This window comes from Flavobacterium sp. UMI-01, from assembly GCF_019656315.1.
Taxonomy (GTDB): Bacteria; Bacteroidota; Bacteroidia; order Flavobacteriales; family Flavobacteriaceae; genus Flavobacterium.
The window spans coordinates 1-15238 of sequence record NZ_BPLU01000010.1 but is presented as its reverse complement, the minus strand read 5'-3'; the positions used below and the strand labels follow the sequence as shown (position 1 = coordinate 15238).

Here is a 15238-nt window from a genome sequence, read left to right as displayed (position 1 = left end):
AGTCCTAATCAAAAAGCCCCATTTGAAAGTATTTGTCCAAATAGTCTTCTTATTATTGTTATCATTGAAACAATACGCTCAACATCATTCAAAAATGGTTGTTGAAGTGAATCATACGGACAAAACTTTACATATTCAACAGGAACTTACTTATTACAACCAATCTTCGGATACTTTAAATATTATTGTTCTAAACGATTGGAATCAGGCTTATTCCAATGTGCATTCCCCTCTAGCTAGACGATTTTCGGATGAATTTTATCGTGGATTTCATTTGGCCAATGAAGAAGAACGAGGAAGCACACAAAACATAACCATAATTGATTCAAACAAATTATTTCTTAGTTGGAACCGAAACACCACCGTTCCTGATGTCATTCATGTGCGATTGCGAAATCCATTGTTGCCTGACGAAAAAATAAAAATACAACTAACCTATACCGTCAAAGTGCCTAGCGACGCTTTCACCAAATATGGCTATCATCCAGCAAGGGGATTTAATCTAAAAAACTGGTTTCTAACCCCCGCACGCTACACACAACATGACTTTATCAAATACAATAATGAAAATCTTGATGATATTGTTAATGCTGTTTCTGATTTTGAAATCGAATTTAAAACGGCCGTAACCGATTTTCTTACAACCGATTTGGATACATTCAACACTCAACTCCATACAGACTATACGCTTACCAAAGTGTCGGGCAAATCAAGAACCGATTTTAATGTTTTCATAGAACCCCAACTTACTTTTGAAAGTTATGTGTCCAATGGATTGACTGTAGTTACCAATCTCAAAGACAACAAAATTTCGCCCCTTCAAAAATCACAAATAATTGATTGCATCGTTCCTTTTGCCATCGCTAAAATTGGTCCCTATCCCTTTCAAAAAATTATTGTCTCTGAAACAGATTATGAACGCAACCCATTTTATGGCTTAAACCAACTCCCCTCTTTTATTAGCCCATTCTCAGATAATTTCACTTATGAAATCAAGTTTTTAAAAACTTTTTTAAATGCTTATCTCAAAAATAGTTTGTTTATCGACCAGCGAAAAGAAGCTTGGATTCACGATGCTATCCAAGTTTATACCATGATGAAATACATCGAATTGAACCATCCCGGTAGCAAGATGTTAGGGAGTGCTTCTAGTTTCAAACTCCTCAAAAGCTTTAACCTAACCAATCTAGACTTTAATGAGCAATACAGCTATTTCTACATGCTGATGGCTCGAAAAAATTTAGACCAACCTTTGAATACTCCTAAAGATGCATTGATAAAATTCAACGAGCAAATTGCTAGTAAATACCGTGCAGGTCTAAGTTTGCGATTCTTAGACAATTATCTTGAAAAAAACATCGTTGCTCAAAGCATTTACGAATTATATACTCGCAAACAAGGGGAGGTAATTGAAACAAATGAGTTTGAAAATATTTTAAAGAAAAATTCAGAAAAAGACATCAATTGGTTTTTCAACACCATTATCAACTCCCGAAAAGCTATTGATTATAAATTTTCTAATGTTACCAAAACCAATGACAGCCTTTCTTTTACTATAAAAAACAAAACTGGCGTTGCTGTTCCTGTTCCTGTTTACGGTATCAAAAATGGGGAAATAATTTTTAAAAAATGGCTTACTCCCCACAAAAAAGACAGCCTTTATACAATGCCTAGGAATGAAGTGGACAAAATTGTTTTGAATTACAAAAACGAAGTGCCAGAATACAATTTAAGGAACAACTGGAAATCCTTAAAAGGCTTTTTCCCAAATAACCGCCCAGTGAAGTTTGTATTTATGAAGGACCTAGAAGACCCTTATTACAATCAAGTTTTATATGTACCAACAGTAGAGTTTAATTTGTACGATGGGTTTATTTTAGGGATGCGTTTGCATAACAAAACCATTTTAGACAAGCCTTTTGTTTTTGATATCACTCCTGCTTATTCTACCAATGCCCAATCATTCTCTGGTTCGGGGTCTCTAGCAGTAAACCAAAATTACCGTAACAGTACCTTGTTTAATGCCCGATATGCTCTTTCGGCCTCTTACTTTCATTATGCCCCTGACGCCACCTATTTTAAATTCAATCCTTCGATTCAGTTACGAATCAGAGATGAAGATTTTAGAGATAACAGAAAAGAATTAATTTATCTACGCCAATTGCTCGTCAATCGTCAAGAAAGTCAAATTGTCAAATCTGATTTCAATGAAAATTATTCCATTTTTAACGCTCGCTATTATAATACTAAAACAGAAGTAACCAATCATTTTAGTTTTATGACGGAAATACAACTTGCCAACAACTTTAATAAAGCAATTGCCGAAGTTTCTTATCGAAAATTATTCGAAAACAACCGCCAAATGAACCTACGCTGGTACGCTGGAACCTTTATTAACAATAATACGAACAGCAATTTCTTTAATTTTTCACTTGATCGTCCTTCGGATTATATGTTTGATTATAATTATTATGGAAGATCCGAAAACACTGGATTTTTTAGCCAACAATTGATTATTGCCGAAGGAGGTTTTAAATCAAAACTCCAAACACCCTTTGCCAATCAATGGATGACCACAATTAATGGAGGTTATGCCATTTGGAATTGGATAGAAGTGTACGGCGATATTGGATTGTTGAAAAACAAATTCCAAAAAGAACGCTTTGTATATGATAGTGGCATCCGTCTCAATCTCGTTACCGATTATTTCGAAGTCTATTTACCTGTTTATTCGTCAAATGGATGGGAAATAAATGACAATAAATACAACGAAAAAATACGTTTTATCATCACCTTATCACCCAAAATCTTCTTAAACCTATTCAACAGAAAATGGTTTTAAAAAATTCTGATTTTAAATTTATTAAATTATACAAAAAGTAATTTTTACATTTTAAAAAGAGAAATCACCAACAAAACACTTAAAAAAATAAATAATCCGCAAGGCGTTTCTATCCATATTTTTTTTATTCTATTATGAAAATAGCCAGTTTTTAAGTAAATTTGCGCCTCATAAGTTATACCTTCATAGAGAATGATAAAAGAAAAAAACAACGCTGCATTAACATTTGAAGATTTCAAAACCGAAGTATTGAACGATTATACCGTAGCAATCACCAGTAGGGAATGCAGTTTGTTAGGAAGAAAAGAGGTGTTAACAGGAAAGGCTAAGTTTGGTATTTTCAGCGACGGAAAAGAACTGCCACAAATCACCATGGCAAAATTTTTCAAGAATGGAGATTTTCGTTCGGGCTATTATCGCGACCAAACCTTCATGATGGCTATAGGAGAACTTACTCCTGAACAATTATTTGCTGGATTATATGGTAACACGGACATCAATGAAGAACCCATGTCTGCAGGCAGGCAAATGGGAGGTCATTTTGTTACTCATAGTTTAAATGAGGATGGGAGTTGGAAAAATCTTGTGCAACAAAAAAACTCTAGCTCAGATATTTCCCCTACTGCAGCTCAAATGCCTCGACTGCTGGGTTTAGCGCAGGCTTCAAAAATATACCGACACAGCACCAACATCCCGAATCAGGAAAATTTTTCAAATCAAGGAAACGAAATTGCTTGGGGAACGATTGGGAATGCAAGCACGTCCGAAGGTGTGTTTTTTGAAACCATAAATGCTGCAGGAGTCCTTCAGGTTCCTATGGTAATCAGTATTTGGGATGATGAATATGGCATTTCAGTCCATGCCAAACACCAAACCACTAAGGAAGACATATCAGAAATACTAAAAGGCTTCCAAATTGAAGCTGACACTAACGGCCTTGAGCTAATTAAGGTAAAAGGTTGGGATTATTCCGACTTGGTTACTGCTTATCAAAAAGCCGAAACCATCGCTCGTGAAAAACACATTCCTGTAGTTATACATGTAGAACAATTAACACAACCACAAGGACATTCGAGTTCAGGCTCACACGAACGCTATAAAAGCAAAGAGCGATTGGATTGGGAAAAAGAATTTGACTGTATCCGTCAAATGCGACTATGGATGATTGCTATCAATATCGCCTCTCCAGAAGAGCTAGATGCAATTGAAGCCAAAGCCAAAAAGGAAGTTTTAGAAGCCAAGAAAAAAGCCTGGATCACTTTCATCACTCCCATCATTAACGAACAAAAAGAGCTTGTTAATTTGTTAGAACAAATAGCTCCCGCGTCATTAAACCCCGAAATTGTTTTGGCTCACGCCAAAAAATTGCGAGGTATTAAAGAACCACTGAAAAAAGAAATTATGGTAGCTGCACGTAAATCGCTACGTCAATTTACCTCAGGACAAGAAAAAACAGCCTTAGTTAGTTGGTTAACTACTTTTTCAAAAAAATACCAATACGCCTTTAACTCAAAACTCTATTCAGAATCTGCTCACAATGTATTGGCGGTTAAAGAAGTTGCTCCTCAATACTTAGAAGAAGCAACTCCAGATACCGATGGTCGCATGATTATCAGAGACAATTTTGATGCTATTTTTTCTAAATACCCAGAAGCATTAATTTTTGGAGAAGATTCAGGAAAAATTGGCGATGTAAACCAAGGATTAGAAGGACTACAAGAAAAATATGGTGAAATGCGTGTTGCCGATGCTGGCATACGTGAAGCCACCATCATCGGCCAAGGTATCGGAATGGCTTTAAGAGGTTTAAGACCCATCGCTGAAATCCAATATTTAGATTACATGCTTTATGCCATTCAAATATTGAGCGATGATTTAGCTTCATTGCAATACCGTACTTTTGGAAAACAAAAAGCACCTCTTATTATCCGCACACGCGGACATCGACTGGAAGGAATTTGGCACTCTGGCTCCCCGATGGGAATGATTATAAATGCCATCAGAGGCATACATGTTTTAGTACCTAGAAACATGACAAAAGCCGCAGGATTTTACAATGCATTGATGGAAAGTGACGAACCCGCTATCGTAATTGAATGCTTGAACGGATACCGCCTGAAAGAAAAAACACCTACAAATTATGGCGAGTTTAAAACCCCAATTGGCGTTGTAGAAACCATCAAAAAAGGTAGTGACATCACCTTAGTTTCTTACGGCTCAACACTCCGTTTAGTCATGGAGGCAGCGCAAGAACTATCAGAAATAGGCATTGAATGTGAAGTAATCGATATTCAATCCCTAATTCCTTTTGATGTGAAACACGATATTGTAAAAAGCATCATGAAAACAAACCGTCTTTTAATCATAGACGAAGATGTCCCTGGTGGGGCGTCTGCTTATATTTTACAACAAATCATTGAAGACCAAAACGCTTATCAGTATTTAGACAGCAAACCTCAAACCTTATCAGCCAAGGCGCACCGCCCTGCTTACGGTACGGATGGAGATTATTTCTCTAAACCCTCTATCGAAGACGTTTATGAAAAAGCTTACGCTATGATGCACGAAGCAAATCCCTCTAAATATCCGAGTTTATATTAACCGATTTTCTAGCAAAATAACACAAAAGGTCAGCGTAAAAACGTTGGCCTTTTTTTGGCCACAAAAAAGCCAATAGCAAATTGAAGTGCTATTGGCTTTTTAAATTCACTCATTTTGACACTTCAGGTATGCTATAAAAACTATGCTCCCCTTTCCATTGTGTTTCACCCTACACTTAGTCAAAACTATTTTTTATAATACTTGCTATATTTTGGATAAGTCAACGCACCAATTACGGAAATACCTCCCAAAGTGTACCAAATCCAATCCAATGATTTAGCCTCACCACTCGCATAAGAATGCAAGCCTACTAAATGGAAATTTACCCCATAATACGTAAACAAAATAGACAAAAAGGCGTACATACTCATCAAATTAAAAACCCATTTTCCTCGTAAAGAAGGAACAAAACGAGCATGAATTACAAAAGCATATACCATAATACTAATTAAAGCCCATGTTTCTTTAGGGTCCCAACCCCAATAACGTCCCCAACTCTCATTAGCCCATTGCCCTCCTAAAAAGTTACCAATAGTCAATAAAATCAATCCTATAGTCAAAGACATTTCATTAATATAGGTAATCTCCTGGATATTTAAATCCATCTTGGTTTTATTTTTTTCATTGGTAAAAAAGATCAACAACAACGACACAAAACCTAAAATCATACCTAGTGCAAATGGACCGTAACTTGCTACAATAACTGCTACGTGAATCATCAACCAATACGAATTCAATACAGGTTGTAAATTTGCAATTTCTGGATCAATCCAATTCATATAAGCAGCCATCAAAATCATTGCTGTTACAAAAGCCGATGAAGCCACTGTCAATTTGGATTTTCTATCAAAAGCCAATCCAAAAAACATAGTTGCCCAAGCAATATAAATGATTGATTCATAAGCATTACTCCATGGAGCATGTCCCGATATGTACCAGCGAGCAATCAATCCCAACGTGTGCAATCCAAACAACAACCCAATGACAACATGCATGGTATTGACCGCTATGTGCAAAAATTTTCGTTCTTTAAAAATTTGCATAATGGTAAAAAACAACATCAAAATTGCAGCATAAATATACCAGTAAGATAGTTTTTGGAACACATCGTATTGGTTATACAAAATCTCCGCCGTTACTTTGTCTTCTGAAGGCATCACTTTCTCTCCAAACTTACGTTGGAAACCATGTAAACTTTCCAGCAACTCATCTGCATTTTTATAATCATTTGTCTGAGTAGCATTACCAAGTGTCCCAAAATACAAAGGCAAAACATTTTTGGTGTACGTAGAATCCATGCCTTTCAACCCAGACGCCCCAACTTCCATATACGAAATCCACTTGTTGTTGCTATCATTAGGAATTGGGAAAATTTTCATAATAGCGCCGCTCAATGCCGACTCCATCAAATTTACCTTCTTATCCGTTTCGACAAAATCTTTTTGAAACTGGTTCGGATTAGCTGCTTTATACGCCTCATCGAGATAAGGCGAAAGTTTATAATTCCCATTTTCATCAAAAAATTTGATAAAAGGGGCATATTTTGCTTTGGCATCCACACCAATAATTTTACGAATACTATCGTTTCCTGATTTGATATAAATAATCGGGACCTGTATCCATAAATTTGCATATTGCGACATCGATAAAAATACCTGATCAGGGTTCATCCCTTTATACTCATTAGAGTGGCTTACTTTACGTAATAATTCTGATGAAAACGTATTGATAGGCTTCATCCTACCACCTGCATCTTGCACAATCAAACGACCAAATTTAGCCGCATGCCCCTCTGAAACTTTAAACTTGAGAATCAAAGAATCAGCTTCTTTCGAGGTCAACATTTTGCGAATGGGCGCCGTTTGTGCTTCTTCCTGTGAATGCTCGTGATCATGATCGTGATCATGATCGTGGTCGTGGTCATGAATTTGCGCAAAACCATTAAAACTTAACATTAAAACAACGAGAGTAAGGAGTTTTGATTTTTTTTCTTTTACCACCTCTAATTTTCGTTTTAAATCAGCAAAACGAGAATGCTTTGTAAACATTATAGCCATCATTGAAAAGAACAACAAGAAATACCCCAGATAAGTGATATTAGTTCCCCAAAAATCATGATTTACAGATAAAACAGTTCCTTTTTCATCAGGAGAAAAAGAAGACTGAAAAAAACGATACCCTTTATGATCCAATACATTGTTCATATAAATTCTCGCATCAAATGGTTCCGTATCTTGTACCGTTACCTTACTCTCAAACGAAGAATAACTTTTTTCTGTACCTGGATATTTTTCAGCAATAAAATCATTTAATTTGATTTTGAATGGCAATTCATACGCTTTACTACCGTAAAAAAGACTGTACTCTTTATCCCCTATTTTTACCGTTTCAGGCTCCCCTATTTTGCCTTTGGAGCCCACAAGTGTCACTACTTTTTCTTGCCCTTCGGCTTTTATTTTAACAATCAAAGCGTTATCAACTCCTTTAGCTTTAAAATCATTATTAGATTCATAAGCAATCACACCTTTAGTAGGTGGATCAGGAAACACAAAACGCATTTCACCTATACTATACAACGAACGCATCATCAAGGGTTGCACCACATCCTTTTCCACTCTCCCTTGCAATTTATCAGCCATGCGCATAAATCCTCCTTCAAAAGGGGTTTGAATCGTGTATTCTTTCCCGGTTGTCGTAATATTAATAGCACCATCAGTAGGTTTATTCAAAGCAAATAGTACATTATGAATATTTTGAACCTCACCTTCTTTCAGGAAATGCTCTTCACGACCACCACTACCAGCTTCTACCAATTTTATATATAAATGGCCGTTTTTATCCTCTTTCACATACTCCTTAGCCCCCATAATGAAATCCTGATACTCAACCACAAAAGGTGTTTTATCAAAATCTCCCGAGAGAGTAAAATAATTTTCGGTTACTGGCGAAAGCAATAGGTCTTTATCAAACTTTCTACGCTTCATCTCCCCCTTATATTCCCCATCAACCAAAACCGTTAAAAACGTTTTATCAGAATAAAACTGATTCTCAGCTTCCCCTTCACGTATAGGCATCATGCCCTCATAACTTATATAACGCGTTACAAATGCCCCCAGCAAAATAAACACAAAAGCCAAATGCAATAACAAAGTAGCCCATTTTTCTTTCTTCCATAACTGGTAACGCTTAATGTTTCCAAAAAAATTAAGCATAAAAATCACCATTATACCCTCAAACCACCAAGCATTGTACACTAAAATTCGCGCCGTATCAGTGTTGTATTTACTTTCGATAAAAGTTCCTGTAGCCATGGCAATCGCAAAAGTTAAAAAAAGCACTGCCATTAATCGGGTCGAAAACAAAAATGAAACTATTTTTTTATCCATTATATAAGGAAAATTATAAATTTTAAAGTGCGACAAAAGTACTCAAAAATGTTCAGTCCCTTTGATGTCAAGTTGTTAATTTAATCCAAAATTAAGTCCGAAACCCGCTTTTTCATTCATTTTTTTTGGGCGTGCCACCATTCTTAAAATGAGCCTAATTGTGGGTGCATAAAAGCTCATTTTAAGAATGCTGTCGGGCTATCCGCTACAAGTCCTCAACAAGTTCTGCTAGCGCTCCACTTGTTTGTGGGCTTTCCACTTCTATCCCTCACGCATAACCCAACACGCTTAGATACAAAAAGACCGTCCCAAAACATTGGAACGGTCTTTTTTGTGTGTTAAATCAAATTAATCTTAAAGTGATTCTTGTTTCTTTGCTTTCTTTGCTTTATATCTTTCCCACAAAGCTCCTCCAACCCAATATTGAAGAAAACCTACTAAGAAAAACATTAACCAAAATCCTATAGTTAAAATGGTTAAGAAAAGCAAAAAGCCTAAATACTGTGAAAATTCAAACATGTTTTCCGGAATTTTTGAATGTAGCCACAAATATAGACTTTAAATCTTTTTGTAACAATAAAAACCAAATCAATTTATATAAAAAATAATAATCCGTATTTTTGATAAGTAACTTTAGACCTTAACCTTCAATTTTTTCATCCAACAAAACAACTAACAACCTCAAATCCCAATAGTATGAAATTTAGAATCGAAAAAGACACACTAGGCGAAATCGCTGTCCCATTTGAAAAGTACTGGGGTGCACAAACAGAACGGTCAAGAAGCAATTTCAAAATAGGAAATCCAGCTTCAATGCCCAAAGAAATCATTATGGGATTTGCTTACTTAAAAAAAGCAGCCGCCTATACCAATTGCGACTTAGGCATCCTAACTCCTGAAAAAAGAGAGGTAATAGCTCTAGTATGTGATGAAATTTTATCAGGAAAACTCAATGATCATTTTCCGTTAGTTATTTGGCAAACTGGTTCTGGAACACAAACCAATATGAACATAAATGAAGTAATTGCAAATAGAGCACAAATTCTAAAAGGCTTTAAGATTGGAGAAGATGCTCCTTACATTAAGGTTAATGACGATGTAAACCAATCACAATCATCCAACGATACCTTCCCAACAGCCATGCATATCGCCGCTTATAAAAAAGTTACTGAACATACCATCCCAGCAATCGAACAACTAAAAAACACCCTCAACAACAAAGCTACTGAATTCAAAGATGTTGTAAAAATAGGGCGCACACACCTCATGGACGCAACGCCACTTACATTAGGTCAAGAAATTTCAGGCTATGTTTCTCAACTCAATCATGGATTAAAAGCGTTAAAAAACACACTCCCTCATTTATCTGAAATTGCCTTAGGAGGCACCGCTGTAGGGACTGGCTTAAATACCCCTAAAGGCTATGATGTAAAAGTAGCACAATACATCGCACAGTTCACGGGACTGCCTTTTATTACCGCCCCAAATAAATTTGAAGCGCTTGCGTCTCATGACGCCATGGTAGAAACACACAGTGCCTTAAAACAACTAGCCGTTGCTCTCAACAAAATTGGTAATGACATCCGAATGTTAGCCTCTGGTCCACGTTCAGGAATTGGCGAATTAGTAATTCCTGAGAACGAGCCCGGTTCCTCTATCATGCCGGGAAAAGTAAACCCCACTCAATGTGAAGCTCTGACTATGGTTTGCGCTCAAGTGATAGGAAATGATACAGCAATTAGTATTGGAGGTATGCAAGGACATTACGAATTAAATGTTTTCAAACCGATGATTGCTGCCAACTTTCTGCAATCAGCACAACTTTTAGGTGATGCCTGTGTATCATTTGATATTCATTGTGCTCAAGGCATAGCTCCAAATTACGCTCGCATCAAAGAATTAGTTGACAATTCACTCATGTTAGTTACAGCATTAAATCCTAAAATTGGTTATTACAAAGCCGCTGAAATTGCTCAAACCGCTCACAAAAACGGAACCACTCTTAAAGAAGAAGCCATTCGTTTAGGGTATCTTACTGCGGAAGAATTTGATGCTTGGGTTCGACCAGAAAACATGGTTTAAAAACGACATTTACATTCAACAAAATAGCATACTTTTTAAACTATTTAAGAAATTAAAAAGCATATTAGTTATAGTGCAATAAATAAAGCGACGTAGTTTTTTAAACATGAATGATTATTTAATGTAGTTGAGACTTTCTTTGCAGATTAACTTCAAACCAAAACATTTAATTTTTTTTAACCCCTCTAATTGTGTCAAAAAAACCATAATACATTAACTATAAAAACACATAGAACTTGCATTTATAGCGTATTAAAAACAAAAACTATCTACCCTATTTTAAAAAACTATCCGTGAATCGTTTCCCCTTTTCCATAATTGGTAATGATAGATTCCTCAAAAGCCAACCATTCTCTCCAACGCTTTTCAACATCAATCCCTTCTCCGTATTTTCGAGCATAAGTGATAAAAGTCGTATAATGACCCGCTTCACTTTCCATTAATTCTCTATAAAATACAGCCAATTCTTCATCTTGAATATTTTCAGACAACACTTTAAAACGTTCACAACTACGAGCTTCAATCATCGCAGAAAACAGCAATCTTTCTACCAATCCCGAAACCCTACTCCCATCACTACTGCGTTTCATATATTGGTACAATTCATTTACATAATCATCTTTGCGCTCACGACCTAACTTCAATCCTCTTTTAATAATTAAATTATGAACTTGTTCAAAATGATCAATTTCCTCTTTGGCTAAAGCCAACAGGTCTTTAACTAAATCTTGATACTCAGAATTATTTGTGATAATTGTAATTGCATTTGTTGCCGCTTTTTGCTCACACCAAGCATGGTCCGTCAAGATTTCTTCAATATTTTTCTCTACTATATTTACCCATCTTGGATCGGTTGGCAATTGTAATCGTAATACGCCCATATTTTAATGTTTTGAAAAGTTTAATGTAGTTTTATTTTGTTTAAAGCTAATTCTATAAAAAGAAAAGGCTTAAAGTTCAAATTCTTTGTGACAACTTTATGTTTGCACAAACCTTTAAACTTTAAACCTTAAACAATTTAAACTTTTAAACTAAATTTAAAATACGAAAATCGCTCTTTCGCTCATCATTTCGTTTACTTGCTCAGCTACTTCTTCAATAACATCCTCATTGGTATGATTGGTCAATACTTTATCAATCATAGCAACAATTGTTTCCATATCTTCTTCAACCAAACCACGTGTTGTAATTGCAGCTGTTCCTACACGGATACCAGAAGTAACAAATGGCGATTTGTCATCAAATGGCACCATGTTTTTATTAACTGTTATTTCAGCTTTTACCAAGGCATTTTCGGCGTCTTTCCCTGAAATACCTTTGTTTCTTAAGTCAATCAACATCATGTGATTGTCTGTACCTCCTGAAATAATATCGTAACCTCTTTTTACAAAAGCATCTGCCATTGCATTAGCATTTTTTTGCAATTGTCTAGCATAAGTAAAGAATTCATCTTGTAAAGCTTCTCCAAAAGCTACCGCTTTAGCAGCAATAATATGCATTAATGGTCCACCTTGATTTCCAGGAAAAACAGCTAAGTCTAATAACGAAGACATCATTCTGATTTCCCCTTTTGGAGTTTTCAATCCCCATGGGTTTTCAAAATCTTTACCCATCAATATCAAACCACCTCTTGGGCCACGTAAGGTTTTATGTGTCGTAGTGGTCACAATATGACAATGAGGAATTGGATCGTTTAATAACCCTTTAGCGATTAATCCCGCTGGGTGTGAGATATCAGCCATCAAGATAGCACCTACACTATCAGCAATTTCTCTGAAACGAGCAAAATCCATATCACGTGAATAAGCCGAAGCTCCTGCAATGATTAACTTTGGTTGCTCTTTAATTGCAATTTCTTGAATTTTATCATAATTCAAACGTCCTGTTTCTTTATCAACACCATAAAATACTGGATTGTATATTTTACCAGAAAAATTTACAGGCGAACCGTGAGTCAAGTGCCCACCGTGTGACAAATCAAAACCTAAAATTTTATCTCCAGCTTGTAAACAAGCATGAAATACAGACGCATTAGCCTGAGATCCTGAATGTGGTTGTACGTTTGCATAAGCCGCTCCAAATAATTCTTTTGCTCTATCAATAGCAATTTGTTCCACGACATCAACCACTTCGCAACCACCATAATATCTTTTTCCTGGATACCCTTCAGCATATTTGTTAGTCAAAACAGAACCCGCTGCTTCAATTACTTCGTCACTAACAAAGTTTTCAGAGGCAATAAGTTCTAATCCGTGTATTTGTCTATCTTGTTCTTCAAGAATAAGGTCAAAAATTTGTTTGTCGCGTTGCATTTCTATCAATTTAGTTAATTTGAGGCAAAAATACAAAAAAACGTTTGTGAAATAGCTAGATTATGATATATTTGATATAATAATTTTCAACAAAAAATCCTCAATATGCCAATATCTGCTAACGACACCAAAAGAAAATCTTGGCTCTCAGTACCTGAAAACAGCGATTTCCCTATTCAAAACATCCCTTTTGGTGTGTTTTTGACAAAAGAAAACGTAGTAACGGTAGGTACCCGAATAGGCGATTATGCTATTGATTTAGGAGCGCTACAACAAATGAATTATTTTTCAGGTATTGAATTGACTGACGATATGTTTATGCAAGATACGCTCAATGATTTCATATCTGATGGAAAAAAAACATGGCGTTTGGTACGAAATCGAATTGCACATATTTTTGACGAAAATAATCCTGAACTTAGAGATAACAAAAAACACATCGATATTGTCATTTTTAACATTGATGATGTCGAAATGCAACTTCCTGTTTTAATTGGTGACTATACTGATTTTTATTCAAGTAAAGAACATGCTACTAATATGGGAAAAATGGTAAGAGATGCTGAAAACGCTTTATTACCTAATTGGCTACACATGCCTATTGGGTACCATGGCAGAAGTTCGACCATCATTCCCTCAGGAATCCCCGTACACAGACCTATTGGACAAACGCTCCCTCATGGAGAAAACACCCCTGTCTTTGGTTCTTCTCGTTGTGTAGATTTTGAACTCGAAACCGCATTTATCACTACCGATGCTAACATAATGGGTGAAATGATACCTATCAATGAAGCCGAGGATTATATTTTTGGAATGGTCTTATTAAATGATTGGAGTACCCGAGATATTTTAAAATGGGAATACATGCCATTAGGCCCTTTTCTATCTAAAAATTTTGCTACTTCAATTTCACCTTGGATTGTAACAATGGATGCATTGGAACCTTTTAGAACTTCTAGTCCTAAACAAAATCCAAGCCCATTGCCATATTTACAACAAAAAGGCAAACATACCTTTGATATCCAATTAGAAGTTGCTATTCAACCTGAAAATTGCGAAATTCCAACCGTGGTAACTAAATCCAATTTTAAATATTTATATTGGACAATGAACCAACAACTAACACATCATACTTCAAATGGATGCAGAGTAAACTCAGGAGACATGATGGGTTCCGGCACTATCTCAGGCCCTACATCTGACAGTTACGGTTCAATGCTAGAATTAACTTGGGGTGGAAAAAATCCGATCACATTAAACGATGGAACAGAGCGCAAGTTTATTAACGATAATGACACCGTTATCATGAAAGGGTTTTGTAAAAACAGCCAAGTAAGAATTGGTTTTGGAGAAGTCTCATCACAATTACTCCCTCCCTTTGTAAGAAAATAAACAACTACATTATACAGATATGCTTTAATCCATTGTTACTAAACTATTACAATAGTAGGTAAAATACTGTGAATTATTGAAAAATATACAATTAAAAATGAATTACCAATCATAGTAACTACTTTGATAATAGAAGTACGAATGCTTCAGCGGAGTCTTTCAATGCAAAAATCAAAACTTTTAGAGGGCAATTTAGAGGAGTTAGAAAAATTGATTTTTCCCTGTTTAGATTATCCAATCTTTTTGCCAAATCCCCAACTTTTGAAGTTGATTCGTATAAAAACAAAAAAACCCTATCCGATTGGATAGGGTTTTCAAAAGAAAGGCGGCGACATACTCTCCCACAAAATGCAGTACCATCTGCGCTGGCGGGCTTAACTACTCTGTTCGGGATGGGAAGAGGTGAGCCCCGCCGCAATAACCACCTTAAGGTCGCTTTGCAATGGGTCCCGATAACTATCGGGAACAATTACACAATATCTTAACATACTGAGATAAAGAAAATTTATTATTGTCATTCGCCTAGGCGAATCTAGAAAGTTTCTTGCTCCCGATTGCTCGGGAGCAGGATTTGTACATAAGCTTACAGGTTATTAGTACTACTCGACTATGACATTACTGCC

At 36.0% G+C, this 15238-nt stretch carries 8 protein-coding genes, 1 rRNA gene and 1 pseudogene; 5 read left to right on the top strand and 5 right to left on the bottom strand.

Annotated elements, in window-relative coordinates; translation table 11 throughout:
* Positions 1-22: 22 nt before the first annotated feature.
* Positions 23-2842 (top strand): aminopeptidase, encoded by a 2820-nt coding sequence (locus K5R64_RS06710; RefSeq protein WP_308443155.1) that lies wholly within the window; start codon positions 23-25, stop codon positions 2840-2842.
* Between the two features lie 192 nt (positions 2843-3034).
* Positions 3035-5443 carry a thiamine pyrophosphate-dependent enzyme gene (locus tag K5R64_RS06705; RefSeq protein ID WP_220762080.1) on the top strand — a complete coding sequence of 803 codons (2409 nt, stop codon included), beginning with the start codon at positions 3035-3037 and terminating at the stop codon, positions 5441-5443.
* Between the two features lie 185 nt (positions 5444-5628).
* Here the strand turns inward: K5R64_RS06705 and ccsA are convergent, their stop codons facing one another.
* Both ccsA and K5R64_RS06695 read right to left on the bottom strand, forming a co-directional pair.
* Positions 5629-8829: a cytochrome c biogenesis protein gene (gene ccsA, locus K5R64_RS06700; RefSeq protein ID WP_220762078.1), complete on the bottom strand. Its 3201-nt coding sequence runs from the start codon at positions 8827-8829 to the stop codon at positions 5629-5631.
* A gap of 354 nt (positions 8830-9183) precedes the next feature.
* On the bottom strand, positions 9184-9348 hold the full coding sequence (locus K5R64_RS06695; RefSeq protein ID WP_220762076.1) for a hypothetical protein: 165 nt from the start codon (positions 9346-9348) through the stop codon (positions 9184-9186).
* 177 nt (positions 9349-9525) lie between these two features.
* On the opposite strand from K5R64_RS06695, the gene fumC reads away from it, so the two are divergent.
* Positions 9526-10911 (top strand): class II fumarate hydratase, encoded by a 1386-nt coding sequence (fumC, locus tag K5R64_RS06690; protein WP_220762074.1) that lies wholly within the window; start codon positions 9526-9528, stop codon positions 10909-10911.
* 287 nt (positions 10912-11198) lie between these two features.
* Here fumC and K5R64_RS06685 read toward each other — a convergent pair whose 3' ends face one another.
* Together K5R64_RS06685 and glyA are read right to left on the bottom strand one after the other, a co-directional pair.
* Positions 11199-11792: a tRNA-(ms[2]io[6]A)-hydroxylase gene (locus K5R64_RS06685; protein WP_220762073.1), complete on the bottom strand. Its 594-nt coding sequence runs from the start codon at positions 11790-11792 to the stop codon at positions 11199-11201.
* A 156-nt stretch (positions 11793-11948) separates the two neighbouring features.
* On the bottom strand, positions 11949-13223 hold the full coding sequence (gene glyA / locus K5R64_RS06680) for a serine hydroxymethyltransferase (RefSeq protein WP_220762072.1): 1275 nt from the start codon (positions 13221-13223) through the stop codon (positions 11949-11951).
* Positions 13224-13328: 105 nt separating this feature from the next.
* On the opposite strand from glyA, the gene fahA reads away from it, so the two are divergent.
* Entirely contained in the window at positions 13329-14615 is a 1287-nt protein-coding gene (fahA, locus tag K5R64_RS06675; protein ID WP_220762071.1) for a fumarylacetoacetase, read from the top strand.
* Positions 14616-14716: 101 nt separating this feature from the next.
* A pseudogene (locus K5R64_RS06670) lies at positions 14717-14821 on the top strand (transposase); the annotation flags it as partial.
* 114 nt (positions 14822-14935) lie between these two features.
* On the opposite strand, the gene rrf reads toward K5R64_RS06670, so the two are convergent.
* Positions 14936-15044: ribosomal RNA gene (gene rrf, locus K5R64_RS06665) — 5S ribosomal RNA — on the bottom strand.
* Positions 15045-15238 lie beyond the last annotated feature (194 nt).

Coding starts and splice junctions, on each gene's coding strand:
- K5R64_RS06705 (WP_220762080.1), top strand. CDS start 3,035: ATGATAAAAGAAAAAAACAACGCTGCATTAACATTTGAAGATTTCAAA.
- ccsA (WP_220762078.1), bottom strand. CDS start 8,829: ATGGATAAAAAAATAGTTTCATTTTTGTTTTCGACCCGATTAATGGCA.
- K5R64_RS06695 (WP_220762076.1), bottom strand. CDS start 9,348: ATGTTTGAATTTTCACAGTATTTAGGCTTTTTGCTTTTCTTAACCATT.
- fumC (WP_220762074.1), top strand. CDS start 9,526: ATGAAATTTAGAATCGAAAAAGACACACTAGGCGAAATCGCTGTCCCA.
- K5R64_RS06685 (WP_220762073.1), bottom strand. CDS start 11,792: ATGGGCGTATTACGATTACAATTGCCAACCGATCCAAGATGGGTAAAT.
- glyA (WP_220762072.1), bottom strand. CDS start 13,223: ATGCAACGCGACAAACAAATTTTTGACCTTATTCTTGAAGAACAAGAT.
- fahA (WP_220762071.1), top strand. CDS start 13,329: ATGCCAATATCTGCTAACGACACCAAAAGAAAATCTTGGCTCTCAGTA.